This window comes from Streptomyces toyocaensis, assembly GCF_000725125.1.
Taxonomy (GTDB): domain Bacteria; phylum Actinomycetota; class Actinomycetes; order Streptomycetales; family Streptomycetaceae; genus Streptomyces; species Streptomyces toyocaensis.
On sequence record NZ_JFCB01000001.1, the window covers coordinates 53798 to 68249 of the forward strand.

Consider the following 14452-nt stretch of genomic DNA (forward strand, 5'->3'; position numbering starts at 1 on the left):
ACGTATCGTCTCGTCTAGGGTCCTGGCATGACTGGTCCCGCTCACATCGCCATGTTCTCCATCGCCGCCCACGGGCACGTGAACCCGAGCCTCGAGGTGATCCGCGAGCTCGTGGCACGCGGCCACCGGGTCACGTACGCGATCCCTCCGCTCTTCGCCGGCAAGGTCGCCGGGACGGGCGCCGAACCCAAGCTGTGGCACAGCACGCTGCCAGGTCCCGACGACGACCCGGAGGCCTGGGGCACCACGCTGCTGGACAACGTGGAGCCGTTCCTCAACGACGCCGTCCAGGCACTCCCGCAGCTCGTCGAGGCCTACGAGGGGGACACGCCCGACCTCGTCCTGCACGACATCACCTCCTACCCGGCACGCGTGCTCGGCCACCGCTGGGGAGTGCCCGTCATCTCCCTCTCGCCGAACCTCGTCGCCTGGGAGGGGTACGAGAAGGAGATCGCCGAGCCGATGTGGGAGGAACCGAGGAGGACCGAGCGGGGGCGGGCCTACTACGCCCGCTTCCGCGCCTGGCTGGAGGAGAACGGGATCACGCAGCACCCGGACGACTTCGCGGGCCGCCCGGACCGTTCCCTCGTCCTGATCCCCAGGGTGCTCCAGCCGCACGCCGACCGGGTCGACGAGCGGGTGTACTCCTTCGTCGGGGCCTGCCAGGGCGACCGGGGCGCGGAGGGCGACTGGCAGCGGCCGGCCGGGGCGGAGAAGGTCGTCCTGGTGTCGCTCGGCTCGTCCTTCACCAAGCAGCCGGAGTTCTACCGGGAGTGCGTCAGGGCGTTCGGCGGTCTGCCCGGCTGGCACCTGGTCCTCCAGATCGGCGGGCACGTAAACCCCGCCGAGCTGGGGGACGTACCGGAGAACGTCGAGGTGCGCTCCTGGGTGCCGCAGCTCGCGGTCCTCAGGCAGGCCGACCTGTTCGTCACCCACGCCGGCGCCGGAGGCAGCCAGGAGGGACTGGCCACGGCCACGCCGATGATCGCGGTACCGCAGGCGGTGGACCAGTTCGGCAACGCCGACATGCTCCAGGGGCTCGGGGTGGCCCGGCACGTGCCCGCAGGCGAGGCGACCGCCGAGGTGCTGAGGGCGGCGGCGTCGTCCCTCGTCGAGGATCCCGAGGTCGCCCGGCGGCTCAAGGGCATCCAGGCCGAGATGGCGGAGGAGGGCGGCACGCGCCGGGCGGCCGACCTGATCGAGGCGGAGCTGCGGTAGCCGCAGGCCGGGGGCCCGGCGGAAGACCGCCGGGCCCCTTGCCGCCGCGCGTTCGCCGGATCAGACCGGCACGCGCTCGCCCTTGTCGTCCCGCGCCATCGGCGGCGCCACGGCCTCCGGCGACTCGTCGTGGGTCAGGTCGGGCATCCGGTGCAGCCACTTCGGCAGGTACCAGTTGCGCTCACCGAGCAGCGTCATCACCGCCGGGAGCAGCACACCCCGGATGATCGTCGCGTCGATGAGGACCGCCGCCGCGAGGCCGACGCCCATCTGCTTCATCGACTGCATCGACAGCGTCCCGAAGATCGCGAACACGGCGACCATGATGACCGCGGCGCTGGTGACGACACCGGCCGTGGTGACCACACCGTGCTGGATCGCTTCCCGCGTCGTACGGCCCCGCATCCGGGCCTCGCGGATCCGGGAGACCACGAAGACGTGGTAGTCCATCGACAGGCCGAACAGGATCACGAACAGGAACAGCGGCAGCCAGGTGATGATCGCGCCGACCCCCTCCGCGCCCACCAGGGACGCCCCCCAGCCGTGCTGGAAGACCGCCACGAGGATGCCGTACGCGGCACCCACCGAGAGCAGGTTCAGCACGATGGAGGTGATGGCGACCGTCAGCGAGCGGAACGACAGCAGCATCAGCAGGAAGGCGAAGACCACCACGAAGGCGAACACCGGGACGACGGCTCCGACCAGCTGGTCGTTGAAGTCCTTCGAGCCGGCGATCTGCCCGGTGATCGGCGCCTCCAGCCCGTCCACGTCGCCGAGCGTGGCGGGCCGCACCTCGTCGCGGAGCGTGTCCAGACTCTCGCCCGCCTTGTCCTGGTCGGAACCGCCGACCAGCGGAACGTAGACGAAGGCGACGTTCTGCCGGTCGTGCAGCTTGATCTCGACCGGGCCGCGCGAGGCACCCGAACTGACCGCCTGCTCCCGGAAGTCGGCGAGCGCGGCCTTCACCTCGGGCGCGTTGATGTCGTCCGCCCTGACGACCACCTCGGCCGGCTCGGTGCCGCCCGGGAACGCCTCGTTGACCCGGTCGTACGTCTGCACGATCGGCAGCGAGTCGCCGAACTCCTGGTCCAGCGTGAGGTTCTGCGTCTTCATCCCGAGTGCGGGAGCGGCCACGGCGAGCAGCGCGCCGGCCGCCACCACGCCGGCGAGCACCGGCTTGGCGAGCACCCGCTTCAGCACGGCCGTCCAGAACCGGCTGTCCGTGCCGCCGCTCGTGCGCCGCCGGCGCAGGAACGGCAGGCGGCCCTTCTCGACCCGCTCGCCCAGCAGCGAGAGGAGCGCCGGCAGGACGGTGACCGAACCGACCATGGCGACGGCCACCACCATCAGCGAGGCCAGACCCATCGCCTCGAACTCCGCGAGCCCGGTGAACAGCATGCCCGCCATGGCGACGCACACGGTCACACCGGAGACGACGATCGCCCGGCCACTGGTCGCGGCGGCGATCCGCAGTGCCGTCCGCGCGTCCCGCCCGGCCGCCCGCTCCTCACGCTCCCGGCGCAGATAGAACAGGCAGTAGTCGACACCGACGGCCAGGCCGACCAGCAGCATCACCGAGTTCGCGGTCTCGCTCATCGGCTGGAGATGACTGACCAGGCCCATCAGACCCATCGTCGCCATGATCGCGGTGATCGCCAGAGCCACCGGCAGCAGCGCCGCCACCAGCGCGCCGAACGCGATCAGCAGGATGCCGAGCGCCACCGGCACCGCCGAGTACTCGGCCTTCTTGAAGTCGTCGCCGAACGCGTCGTCGAACGTCTTCATCATGCTGGCGCCGCCGATCTCCTCGATCCGCAGCGACTCGTGCTCCTTCTGGACGTCCGCCACGGCCTTCAGCACCGGCTCGACCCGCTCCCCGGCGGTGTCGGAGTCGCCGCGCATGTCGAACTGGACCAGCGCGCTGCGCCCGTCCCCGGAGATGGTGTCGCTCTCGTACGGCGAGGTGACGTCCGTGGCCTCACCGGTCCCCTCCACGGCCGTGACGACCGCGGTGACCGCCGACCGGAACTCCTCGTCCGTGGCCGTCAGGCCCTCGTCCTTCGCCTGGACGAGCACGGTCTCACTGGCCGGCTCCTCGATGCCGGCGTCCTCGATGATGCGGGCGGCGGTGCTGGTCTCCCCCTTGAGCTGATCGCTGTCGCCGACGTCGACCCGGCCTGCGGCCGACCCCAGTCCCATCGCCAGCACGACGAACAGCACCCAGATGCCGACGGCCGCCCAGCGGTGCCGGGCGCTCCAGCCGCCGGCCCGGGCGGCGAGGCCCCGTACCCGCGAATCTCCGTTCCCCATGACGGGCTCGCTCCCTCGTGTTCGGCGGCGACCCCCTGCCGCCACCTGACCCTTTCGACGGTAGGGGCCGGATCAGCCCGTCTCGTCGTGCTGTCCGGTGAAGCTGCGGGGCGCCGAGTCATCCCATCGGCGTCGGCCTCCTCACCACTGGGGAGGACAGCGGTCCCCTACACGTACCCGGGGATGTGGGGGACGGTGATCAGGGTTGCGGGGCGCCGTCCGCCTTTTCGCGACCCTGTTGAACACGTCACAGACGAGTGTTCCGGTTGATCCGGACCCCACCGGTCCGCCAGAGTTCCGCACGGGTCCGCCCCACGCGGACCGGCCGTCGTGCCCGCCCCCACGGGGCACGACGGCCGTTCTATCGTGTCCCCATGACGACGAGGTACGCGGCGCTGCTGCGCGGGATCAACGTGGGCGGCAGCAGGAAGGTGCCGATGGCCGAGCTGCGCGCCCTGATGGAGGGGCTCGGCCACGAGGGGGTGCGCACCCATCTGCAGAGCGGCCAGGCGGTGTTCACCTCCGGGCACGGCGACGAGGAGTCACTCGCCGCCGAGCTGGCCGGGGCACTCGAGCGGCACTTCGGGTTCGGCGTCGACGTGATCGTGCGCGACCACGCCTATGTGAGGGCCGTCGTCGACCACTGCCCCTTCCCGGCCGGCGCGTTGGAGCCCAAGCAGCTCCACGTCACCTACTTCTCCGCGCCCGTCACCCCGGAGCGCTTCGCCGAGATCGACCCGGCGGCCCACCTGCCCGAGGAGTTCCGCCTCGGTGACCGCGTGCTGTACCTGTACGCCCCGGACGGCCTCGGCCGTTCCCGGCTCGCCGAGCACCTCGCCAGGCCCCGCATCAACAAGGGCGTCGTCGCCACCACCCGCAACTGGAACACGGTGACGAAGCTGGTGGAACTCACCGAGGGCTGACCGGGAAGGTGGGCGGGCGCCGGGATTGGACCAGCGCCGGGGCCGCCAAGTGGACCAGGAACCCGCCCCGCACCGCCCGTACGGTCGACGGCATGAGCAACGGATCACCCACCCGCGTCGACTGCTGGTTCGACCCCGCCTGCCCCTTCGCCTGGATCACCTCCCGCTGGCTGCTGGAGGTCGAGCGGCAGCGCCCGCTCGACCTGCGTTTCCGCGTGATGAGCCTCCACCTGCACAACCTCGGCAACGAGCTGCCCGACTGGTACCGGGACCTGGTCGACCGCTCCGTCGGCCCGGTACGGGTGGAGGTGGCCGCCGCCGAACGGCACGGCGAGAAGGTGCTGCGCGACCTCTACACCGCACTCGGCACCCGGATCCACGAGCGTGGCACGAAGGACTTCGACACCGTGATCGCCGAGTCCCTCGCCGAACTCGGCCTGCCCGGGGGCCTGGCCGCCGCCGCGCACGACCCGGCGTACGACGACGCCGTGCGCCGCAGCCACGAGGCGGGCGCCGAACCGGACTCGGGCGCCTACGTGGGGACGCCGACCCTGCACGTCGACGGAACGGTGTGGTTCGGACCGGTGCTGCGGGCCGTACCCCGGGGCGAGCGCGCGGCCCGGCTGTTCGACAGCTACCGGGTGCTGGCCACCGACCCCGACTTCTTCGAGCTGAAGCGGACCCGGACGGGCGGCCTGTCCTTCGACTGAGGACCCGTCACCGCGGGCGGGGGCCGAACGAGTCGCCCGGGGCCGGACCGGTCAGGCGCCGACCGCTGCGAGCAGCGGCACCCGGGCCTCGTCGTACCGCTCCAGCAGCACCTGTGCCACCTCGGGTGCCGGGCCCAGCACGTCCGCCAGGACGTCGGCCTCCGCCGCGCCCCGGGCGATGCGGTCCGGCAGGAAGCCGGGAGCGAGGACGTACGGCGCGACGGCCACGCGCGCGCACCCGAGGGCGCGCAGTTCACTGACCGCCTGCTCGGTGCGGGGGAGGGAAGCGGAGGCGAACGCAGGCCGCACGGCGCACCAACCGGTGTGCCGCCACTCCCGCGCGATGTCTGCGATCACTGCGATCGCCTCCGGGTCGGAGGACCCCGCCGAGGCCAGCACGACCCCGGTCGAGGACTTGTCGGCGGGCGTCAGGCCCGCCTCGTACAGCCGGCGTTCCAGCGCCGCCAGCAGCAGCGGGGACGGGCCCAGCACCCCCGCCTGGCGGATCCGCATCCGCCGCGGTGCCTGCGCCAGCACCGCCGGGATGTCCGCCTTGGCGTGGAACGCCCGGGTCAGCAGCAGCGGGAGGGCCACCACGTCGCGGACGCCTTCCGCGTCCAGGGACTCCAGCACGCCCTTCACCGAGGGGATGGTGAAGTCCAGGAACCCCGTCTCCACGCGCAGCCCCGGACGCAGCGACCGCACCCGCCGCACCAGGTCGTGCACGGTCGCGGCGTGCCGCGGGTCGCGGCTGCCGTGGGCGACGACGAGCAGAACGGGACGGCGCATGACGTGACTCAGCCCTTCACCAGCAGACCGCGGCTGCGCAGCACCCACCGCTCCAGCGGACTGAAGATCAGCAGGTCGATGGCGATGCCGACGGTCAGGATCAGCAGGATGGCCTCGAAGACCATGGCCATGTCGCTGGCGTTGCGGCCGTTCTCCAGCAACTGGCCGAGGCCCACTCCCAGGTCCGGGAAGGACGCGATGATCTCCGCGGCCATCAGCGAACGCCAGGAGAACGCCCACCCCTGCTTCAGGCCCGCCACATAGCCGGGCAGCGCGGCCGGCAGCACCACGTACCAGGTGCCCTTCAGCCCCGTCGCGCCCAGGGTCCGCCCGGCCCGCAGGAACAGCGGGGGCACCTGGTCGACGCCGGAGACCAGACCGTTGGCGATCGAGGGCACCGCGCCGAGCAGGATCACGGCGTACATCATCGAGTTGTTCAGGCCGAGCCAGATCACCGCCGGCGGCACCCACGCCACCGACGGCAGCGACTGCAGACCGGACAGGATCGGCCCGATCGCGGCGCGCACCACCTTCACCCGCGCCACCAGCAGTCCCAGCGGGGTGCCGATCAGCAGCGCGAAGAAGAAGCCGAGCAGGCCGCGCGAGACGGAGGTCCAGATGTAGCCGAGCAGCTCGCCCTGGAGCCACGCCTCGCGCAGGACGTGCCACACCGCGCCCGGCGAGGGCAGTTTGGTCGGATCGTCGACGATCTCGAAGGAGACCAGGGCCTGCCACACCGCCAGCACCAGCACGGCGGCCACCACCGGCGGCAGGACCTTCTCCCTGAGGGTCAGCCGCAGCGGCCTGCGACCGGTCTGCACCGTCTCCAGTGCGTCGAGCCCCGCCTCAAGACCGGCGAGGTCGCCCCCGTCCTTGTCCTTCGCGGTCGTCTCAGTGCTGGCCATGACGGCGGATCTCCCCACGGAGTTCTTCGGTGATCTCGACGGACAGTTCCGCCACGGCGGTGTCCTCGATGCGGCGCGGATGCGGAATGCCGACGGTCCACTCACGGGCGATCCGGCCCGGGCGGGAGGACAGCAGCACCACACGCTGCGCGAGCCGGACCGCCTCGCGCACGTTGTGCGTGACGAACAGGACCGAGAGCCGTGTCTCGCGCCAGATGCGGGTCAGCTCGTCGTGCAGCACGTCCCGGGTGATGGCGTCCAGGGCCGCGAACGGCTCGTCCATCAGCAGCAGCCTGCTCTCCTGGGCGAGCGCCCGGGCCAGCGCGACCCGCTGCCGCATGCCGCCGGACAGCTCGTGCACCCGCTTGCCGTGCGCGCCCTTCAGCCGTACGAGCTCCAACAGCTCCTCGGCCCGCCCGCGGCGTTCGTTCTTCGGCACGCCGCGCAGCTTCAGGGCGAGTTCGATGTTCTTGCCCGCGGTCAGCCACGGGAAGAGCGCGTGCTCCTGGAACATCAGCGCCGGCCGGCCGTCCGTGACGATCGTGCCGGCCGTGGGCCGGTCCAGGCCCGCGACCAGGTTGAGCAGCGTGGACTTGCCGCAGCCCGAGGCACCCAGGAGGGTGACGAACTCGCCGGGCGCGACGTCGAGCGTGATGTCGTCCAGCACGAGCTGCTGCCCGGCCGGGCCGGCGAACGACTTCGAGACGTGCTCGATCCGTGCGGCGTGCGTGACCGCCTCGGTGCCGTCGGCGGCCTGGGCGAGGGTCGTGGCCATGGTCGTCACCTCCTGGGAACTCTGCGTTGTCCGGGCTTACTTGGCGCCGAGTCCGGCGTCGTCGACGGCGGGCTCGCCCGCGGCCTTCAGGACCTTGTTGAGCAGCGTGAGGTCGTAGATGCCGTCCAGGTCCGGCTGCTCCAGCAGGCCGGCCCTCACGGCGTGCTCCGCCTGGGCGTCGAGCGTGGCGGCCAGCGGGTCGTCGGTGAACCGGATGGAATCCCACGCCGGGTCCAGCACCTCGGCGGGCAGCGGCTTGCCGGAGTCGGCCTCCAGCTGCTCGTTGGCGAGGGTCTTCGCCTCGTCCGGGTGGGCGTTGATCCACCGGTTGGTGTCGACGGACGCCCTCAGCACCGCCTCGACGGCCTTCGGGTGCTCCTCCAGGAACTCCTGGCGCACGATGATGTTCGTGATCACGAACTTCTCGTCCGGCCACAGGGACGCCTCGTCCAGCAGCACCTTGCCACCCTCGGCGACCAGCTTCGACGCGGTCGGTTCCGGCACCCAGGCGCCGTCGACCGATCCGGCCCTGAAGGCGTCCGGGGTGACCTTGTTGTCGCTGCGGACGACCGTGACGTCGCCCTTGCCGCTCTGCGCGTCGACCTTCCAGCCCTGCCCGGCCGCCCAGTTGAGGAACGCGACGTCCTGGGTGTTGCCGAGCTGCGGGGTCGCGATCCGTTTGCCCTCGACGTCCTCCAGGGACGTCACCCTGTCCGGGTTCACCACGAGCTTGACCCCGCCGGACGCCGAACCGCCGATGATGCGCAGGTTCTTCCCGCCGGACTTGGTGTAGCCGTTGACGGCGGGGGAGGGGCCGATGAAGCCGATGTCGACGGAACCGGAGTTGAGCGCCTCGATCTCCGACGGCCCCGCGTTGAACACGGCGTACTTCGCCTCCGTGGCGCCGAGTTCCTTCTGGAACAGGCCCTTCTTGTTGCCCACCAGCGCGGTGCCGTGGGTGAGGTTGCCGAAGTAGCCGATCCTGACGGAATCGAGGCCGTCGGTCTTCTTCGCCCCGGCGGCGACCTTCGCGGTGTCGTCGTGCTTGGCCTGGGACCCGTAGCCGCAGGCGGCCAGGGTGAGCAGCGGGAGCACGGCCATCACCGCGAGGGTGCGGCGCAGGGCGGTCGTGGCAGGCACGGGAGGTGTTCCTCTCGCAAGGCCCGGCGGTCACGGCCTCTCAGGTCGTGGCCGGGAAGTCGGCGGGTTTTCGTCTACGGCGGTGGGGGGTGAGGGCGCGCGAGCGGTGCGCGTACGTCAGCGCACACATCGGTCGACCCCGCCCTGCCCGGCGCCGAGGGACCCGCTGCCGACGCGGCCGCCCTCCTTCGCGAACCCGGTGTAGAAATCGGTGGAGTTCATGCTCAGAAGTCCCACCCGTCGTCGTCGGCCTCGGCCTTGACGGGCTCCGGCGCGGCGAACGACTCGCCGACCATGCCCGCGGTGAGCGTGGTGCCGTCACTGGGGTCGATGAGGATGAAGGAGCCGGTGCGCCGCGAGTCCGCGTAGGAGTCGGCGGGCAGCGGTTCGGCGGTACGGATCTTCACCCGGCCGATGTCGTTGGCGGTCAGCCGGCCCGGGTGCGGGTGCAGGGACAGGTCGTCCAGCGTCAGCCGGGACGGGATGTCCTTCACGATCGCCTTGACGGTACGGGTGCCGTGCTTGAGCAGGACCCGGTGGCCGACGGCCAGCGGCTGGTCGGCGACGTGGCACACGGTGGCCTCGATGTCCTGCGAGGTGTCCGGCGCGTCCTTGCTGGGGACGATCAGGTCACCGCGGGAGATGTCGATGTCGTCGGCCAGCAGCAGCGTCACCGACTGCGGCGTCCACGCGGCGTCGACGGGCCTGCCCAGCAGGTCGATCCCGGTGACCGCCGTCGTCCGCCCGGACGGCAGCACGGTCACCTCGTCGCCCACCCGGAAGGTGCCCGCCGCGATCTGGCCGGCGTACCCCCGGTAGTCCGGGTGCTCGGCGCTCTGCGGCCGGATCACGTACTGCACCGGCAGCCGCGCGTGGCAGTGCGCCAGGTCATGGCTGACCGGGACGGTCTCCAGGTGCTCCAGCACGGTCGGGCCGCCGTACCAGTCCATGTGCGCGGACGGCTCCACCACGTTGTCGCCGGCCAGCGCCGAGATCGGGACCGCGGTGACCTCGGGGACGCCCAGCTCGGTCGCGTACGCCGTGAACTCCTCGGCGATCGCGGCGAACACGGACTCCCGGTAGTCGACCAGGTCCATCTTGTTGACGGCGAGGACGACGTGCGGGACCCGCAGCAGGGCCGCGATGGCGGCGTGCCGCCGGGTCTGCTCGACCACGCCGTTGCGGGCGTCGACGAGGAGCACCGTCAGCTCGGCCGTCGACGCGCCGGTGACCATGTTCCGCGTGTACTGCACATGCCCCGGGGTGTCGGCGAGGATGAACCGGCGCCGGGGCGTGGCGAAGTAGCGGTAGGCCACGTCGATGGTGATGCCCTGCTCCCGCTCGGCCCGCAGGCCGTCGGTGAGCAGCGCGAGGTCGGGCGCCTCCTGGCCACGGTCGGCCGACGCGCGCGCCACGGCCTCCAACTGGTCGGTGAGGACCGACTTGGAGTCGTGCAGCAGCCGGCCCACCAGGGTGGACTTGCCGTCGTCGACGGAACCGGCGGTGGCGAACCGCAGCAGGGTGGTGGCCGCGAGTTCCTCGGTCGTGATGGTGCTCATGTCTAGAAGTACCCCTCGCGCTTGCGGTCTTCCATCGCGGCCTCGGAGAGCCTGTCGTCGGCGCGGGTGGCACCGCGCTCGGTGAGCCGGGAGGCGGCGATCTCGGTGATCACCTTCTCGATGGTGTCGGCGGCGGAGTCCACCGCGCCGGTACAGGACATGTCACCCACGGTCCGGTAGCGCACCAGCCGCTTCTCGACCCTCTCGCCGTCCTTGGGGCCGCCCCACTCACCGGCGGTCAGCCACATGCTGCCGCGCCGGAACACCTCACGCTCGTGCGCGTAGTAGATCTCCGGCAGCTCGATGCCCTCGCGGGCGATGTACTGCCACACGTCCAGCTCGGTCCAGTTGGACAGCGGGAAGACGCGGACGTGCTCCCCGGGGGCGTGCCGGCCGTTGTACAGGTTCCACAGCTCGGGGCGCTGGCGGCGCGGGTCCCACTGGGAGAACTCGTCGCGCAGCGAGAACACCCGCTCCTTCGCGCGGGCCTTCTCCTCGTCGCGGCGCCCGCCGCCGAACACGGCGTCGAACCGCTCGCTCTGGATCTTCTCGGTCAGCGGCAGGGTCTGCAGCGGGTTGCGGGTGCCGTCCGGGCGCTCCTTGAGCACCCCGCGGTCGATGTAGTCCTGCACGGAGGCGACGTGCAGCCGCAGCCCGTGCCGGGCCACCGTGCGGTCGCGGTAGTCGAGGACCTCGGGGAAGTTGTGTCCGGTGTCCACGTGCAGCAGCGAGAACGGGACCGGCGCCGGGGTGAAGGCCTTCAGCGCCAGGTGCAGCATGAGGATGGAGTCCTTGCCGCCGGAGAACAGGATCACCGGCTTCTCGAACTCGCCCGCCACCTCGCGGAAGATGTGCACCGCCTCGGACTCGAGGGCGTCCAGGTGGGAGAGGGCGTACGGACTGGCCGTGCCCTCCTCGGCGGTGGCGGCGGCTCTCATACCAGTCCCCTTTCGCTGAGCAGGGCGTACACGGACGCCGCGGACTCCTGCACGGTCTGGTTCTGCGACTCGATCCGCAGATCGGGCTTCTCTGGTTCCTCGTACGGGTCGTCCACGCCGGTGAGTCCGGTGAGTTCACCCGCGGCCTGCTTGGCGTACAGGCCCTTCACGTCGCGGACGGAGCACACGTCGACCGGGGTGGCCACGTGCACCTCGACGTAGGGCGTGCCGTTCGCCGCGTGCCGCCCCCGGACCGCCTCCCGGCTGTCCGCGTAAGGGGCGATGACCGGGACGAGCGCGGTGACGCCGTTGCGGGCGAGCAGTTCGGCGACGAAGCCGATGCGCTGCACGTTGGTGTGCCGGTCCTCGCGGCTGAAGCCGAGGCCCGCCGAGATGAACTCGCGGATCTCGTCGCCGTCGAGCACCTCGACCCGCCGGCCCCGCTCACGCAGTGCGGCGGCCAGCTCGTGGGCGATGGTGGTCTTGCCCGCACTCGGCAGACCCGTGAGCCAGACGGTGGCTCCGGTCGTCACGTGGTTCTCCTGGTTCGTCGAAGGCGCGGTCATGGTCAGCCGTGCAGCCCGCACTCGGTCTTGGCGCGGCCCGACCAGCGGCCGGCGCGCGTGCCCTCGCCCTCCAGCACGCGGCGGGTGCAGGGCGCGCAGCCCACGGAGGCGTAGCCGTCCGTCAGCAGCGGGTTGGTGAGGACGCCGTGCTCGGCGACGTAGGCGTCCACGTCGTCCTGGGTCCAGCGGGCGATGGGGGAGATCTTGACCTTCCGCCGCTTCTCGTCCCAGCCGACGACCGGGGTGTTCGCCCGGGTCGGGGACTCGTCGCGGCGCAGGCCGGTCGCCCACGCCTGATAGCCCGTCAGGCCCTCTTCCAGCGGCTGCACCTTGCGCAGCGCGCAGCACAGGTCGGGGTCGCGGTCGTGCAGCCTCGGGCCGTACTCGGCGTCCTGCTCGGCGACCGTCTGCCGCGGGGTGAGCGTGATGAGGTTGACGTCCATCACGGCCTCGACCGCGTCCCGGGTGCCGATGGTCTCCGGGAAGTGGTAGCCGGTGTCGAGGAACACGACGTCCACGCCGGGCATCACCCGGGAGGCGAGGTGGGCGACCACCGCGTCCTCCATCGAGGAGGTCACGCAGAAGCGGTCGCCGAAGGTCTCGGCGGCCCAGGTGAGGATCTCCCGCGCGGAGGCATCCTCCAGATCGCGGCCCGCCCGCTCGGCCAGTTCCCTCAAGTCGTCCGTAGAACGCTCTTCCTGAACAGCCGTCACGTCCGGACCCCTCCCGTGTCGGATCGCTCGAGCCCCCGGGCGAGCAGCCCGAGGAACTTCAGCTTAAATGCTCGGTTGCACGCGCCGCATTCCCACGCCCCGTGGCCCTGCTCCCCCGGACGCAGGTCTTCGTCGCCGCAGTAGGGGCAGTGGAACGGCGCGGCCCGCTCGCTCACGACAGGGCCTCTTCCGAGGCGCGGCCGACCCAGGCGGCGAACCGCTCGCCGTCCTCGCGCTCCGCCTGGAAGCGCTTCAGCACCCGCTCGACGTAGTCCGGCAGTTCGTCCGCGGTGACCTTCAGACCGCGCACCTTGCGGCCGAAGCCGGCCTCGAGGCCGAGCGCGCCGCCGAGGTGGACCTGGTAGCCCTCGACCTGCTCACCGCGCTCGTCGAGCATCAGCTGGCCCTTGAGGCCGATGTCGGCCACCTGGATGCGGGCGCAGGCGTTCGGGCAGCCGTTGAGGTTGATGGTGATCGGCTCGTCGAAGTCCGGGATGCGGCGCTCGAGTTCGTCGATCAGCGAGGCGCCGCGCGCCTTGGTCTCGACGATGGCGAGCTTGCAGAACTCGATGCCGGTGCAGGCCATCGTGCCACGCCGGAACGGGGAGGGCCTGGCGCTGAGGTCCAGTGCCTCCAGGGACTCGACGAGGGAGCCGACCCGGGCCTCCTCGACGTCGAGGATGATCATCTTCTGTTCGACGGTGGTCCGCACCCGGCCCGAGCCGTGGGCCTCCGCGAGATCGGCGATCTTGGTGAGCGTGGTGCCGTCGACGCGGCCGACGCGCGGGGCGAAGCCGACGTAGTAGCGGCCGTCCTTCTGGCGGTGCACGCCGATGTGGTCGCGCCACTGCTGCACCGGCTGCTCGGGTGCCGGACCGTCGGTCAGCCTGCGGTGGAGGTACTCGTCCTCCAGTACCTGGCGGAACTTCTCCGGACCCCAGTCGGCGACCAGGAACTTCAGCCGCGCCCGGTTGCGCAGCCGGCGGTAGCCGTAGTCGCGGAAGATCGACAGGACGCCCTCGTAGACGTCGGGAACATCCTCGATCGGGACCCAGGTGCCCAGCCGTACGCCCAGTTTGGGGTTGGTGGACAGGCCGCCGCCGACCCACAGGTCGAAGCCCGGCCCGTGCTCGGGATGGCGTACGCCGACGAACGCGACGTCGTTGATCTCGTGCACCACGTCGAGGACGGGCGAGCCGGAGATGGCCGTCTTGAACTTCCGGGGCAGGTTCGAGTACGCCTTGTTGCCCAGGACGCGGCGCTTCATCTCCTCCAGGGCCGGGGTGCCGTCGATGATCTCGTCCTCGGCGATGCCGGCGACGGGTGAGGCGATCATCACGCGGGGGGTGTCGCCGCAGGCGGTGACCGTGGAGAGGCCGACACCCTCCAGGCGGTCCCAGATCGCGGGCACGTCCTCGATACGGATCCAGTGGAACTGGACGTTCTGCCGGTCGGTGATGTCCGCGGTGCCGCGCGCGAACTCCTGCGAGATCTCACCGATCACCCGCAGCTGCCGGGTGGTCAGCGCACCGCCGTCGACGCGCACCCGCAGCATGAAGTACTCGTCGTCCAGCTCCTCGGGCTCCAGGATCGCGGTCTTGCCGCCGTCGATCCCGGGGCGGCGCTGGGTGTAGAGGCCCCACCAGCGCATCCGGCCGCGCAGGTCACTGGGGTCGATCGAGTCGAAACCGCGCCGGGAGTAGATCGTCTCAATGCGTGTCCGCACATTGAGACCGTCGTCGTCCTTCTTGACCTGCTCGTTGCCGTTGAGCGGGGTGAAGTGTCCCGCGGCCCACTGTCCCTCGCCGCGGTGACGGCTCACCTTGCGGCGGGGAGTCGCGGCGGCAGCATTCTGCGCGACGGCAGGTTTCTGCGGGGTGGCGGCCATGGTTGATACGTCCTTCGG

At 71.3% G+C, this 14452-nt stretch carries 14 protein-coding genes; 3 read left to right on the forward strand and 11 right to left on the reverse strand.

Annotation, left to right across the window (positions count from 1 at the left end):
* The first annotated feature begins 27 nt into the window (after positions 1–27).
* Complete coding sequence (mgt, locus tag BU52_RS00250; RefSeq protein WP_037925911.1) at positions 28–1218, forward strand: macrolide-inactivating glycosyltransferase; 1191 nt, start codon at positions 28–30, stop codon at positions 1216–1218.
* Positions 1219–1278: 60 nt separating this feature from the next.
* Here mgt and BU52_RS00255 read toward each other — a convergent pair whose 3' ends face one another.
* A complete protein-coding gene (locus tag BU52_RS00255) occupies positions 1279–3528 on the reverse strand; it encodes an MMPL family transporter (RefSeq protein ID WP_037925913.1) in 2250 nt (749 codons plus the stop codon).
* Between the two features lie 374 nt (positions 3529–3902).
* Here BU52_RS00255 and BU52_RS00260 point away from each other — a divergent pair, with 374 nt between their 5' ends.
* Both BU52_RS00260 and BU52_RS00265 read left to right on the forward strand, forming a co-directional pair.
* The gene (locus BU52_RS00260) at positions 3903–4451 is read left to right on the forward strand and encodes a DUF1697 domain-containing protein (RefSeq protein WP_037925916.1); all 549 of its coding nucleotides are present in this window, start codon (positions 3903–3905) and stop codon (positions 4449–4451) included.
* Between the two features lie 92 nt (positions 4452–4543).
* Positions 4544–5161 (forward strand): mycothiol-dependent nitroreductase Rv2466c family protein, encoded by a 618-nt coding sequence (locus tag BU52_RS00265; protein ID WP_037925918.1) that lies wholly within the window; start codon positions 4544–4546, stop codon positions 5159–5161.
* Between the two features lie 51 nt (positions 5162–5212).
* Here the strand turns inward: BU52_RS00265 and BU52_RS00270 are convergent, their stop codons facing one another.
* From BU52_RS00270 to BU52_RS00315, 10 genes are all read right to left on the reverse strand, one after another.
* Positions 5213–5950, reverse strand: coding sequence for a sirohydrochlorin chelatase (locus BU52_RS00270; RefSeq protein WP_037925921.1), 738 nt, complete (start codon positions 5948–5950; stop codon positions 5213–5215).
* Positions 5951–5958: 8 nt separating this feature from the next.
* Positions 5959–6855, reverse strand: a complete 897-nt coding sequence (locus BU52_RS00275) for an ABC transporter permease (RefSeq protein WP_037925923.1) — start codon at positions 6853–6855, stop codon at positions 5959–5961.
* Positions 6842–7630, reverse strand: coding sequence for an ABC transporter ATP-binding protein (locus BU52_RS00280; protein ID WP_037925926.1), 789 nt, complete (start codon positions 7628–7630; stop codon positions 6842–6844). The genes BU52_RS00275 and BU52_RS00280 overlap by 14 nt, the downstream gene beginning before the upstream one ends.
* Positions 7631–7666: 36 nt before the next feature.
* Positions 7667–8770: an aliphatic sulfonate ABC transporter substrate-binding protein gene (locus BU52_RS00285; RefSeq protein ID WP_037925929.1), complete on the reverse strand. Its 1104-nt coding sequence runs from the start codon at positions 8768–8770 to the stop codon at positions 7667–7669.
* Between the two features lie 224 nt (positions 8771–8994).
* A complete protein-coding gene (locus BU52_RS00295) occupies positions 8995–10329 on the reverse strand; it encodes a sulfate adenylyltransferase subunit 1 (RefSeq protein ID WP_037925936.1) in 1335 nt (444 codons plus the stop codon).
* A gap of 2 nt (positions 10330–10331) precedes the next feature.
* Positions 10332–11267: a sulfate adenylyltransferase subunit CysD gene (gene cysD / locus BU52_RS00300; RefSeq protein ID WP_037925937.1), complete on the reverse strand. Its 936-nt coding sequence runs from the start codon at positions 11265–11267 to the stop codon at positions 10332–10334.
* Entirely contained in the window at positions 11264–11800 is a 537-nt protein-coding gene (gene cysC, locus BU52_RS00305; protein ID WP_037927665.1) for an adenylyl-sulfate kinase, read from the reverse strand. The genes cysD and cysC overlap by 4 nt, the downstream gene beginning before the upstream one ends.
* Before the next feature lie 35 nt (positions 11801–11835).
* On the reverse strand, positions 11836–12546 hold the full coding sequence (locus BU52_RS00310) for a phosphoadenylyl-sulfate reductase (protein WP_037925939.1): 711 nt from the start codon (positions 12544–12546) through the stop codon (positions 11836–11838).
* A complete protein-coding gene (locus BU52_RS36065; protein WP_078903049.1) occupies positions 12543–12722 on the reverse strand; it encodes a hypothetical protein in 180 nt (59 codons plus the stop codon). The genes BU52_RS00310 and BU52_RS36065 overlap by 4 nt, the downstream gene beginning before the upstream one ends.
* The gene (locus BU52_RS00315; protein ID WP_037925942.1) at positions 12719–14434 is read right to left on the reverse strand and encodes a nitrite/sulfite reductase; all 1716 of its coding nucleotides are present in this window, start codon (positions 14432–14434) and stop codon (positions 12719–12721) included. Before BU52_RS00315 ends, BU52_RS36065 begins: the two co-directional genes overlap by 4 nt.
* Positions 14435–14452: the final 18 nt, after the last annotated feature.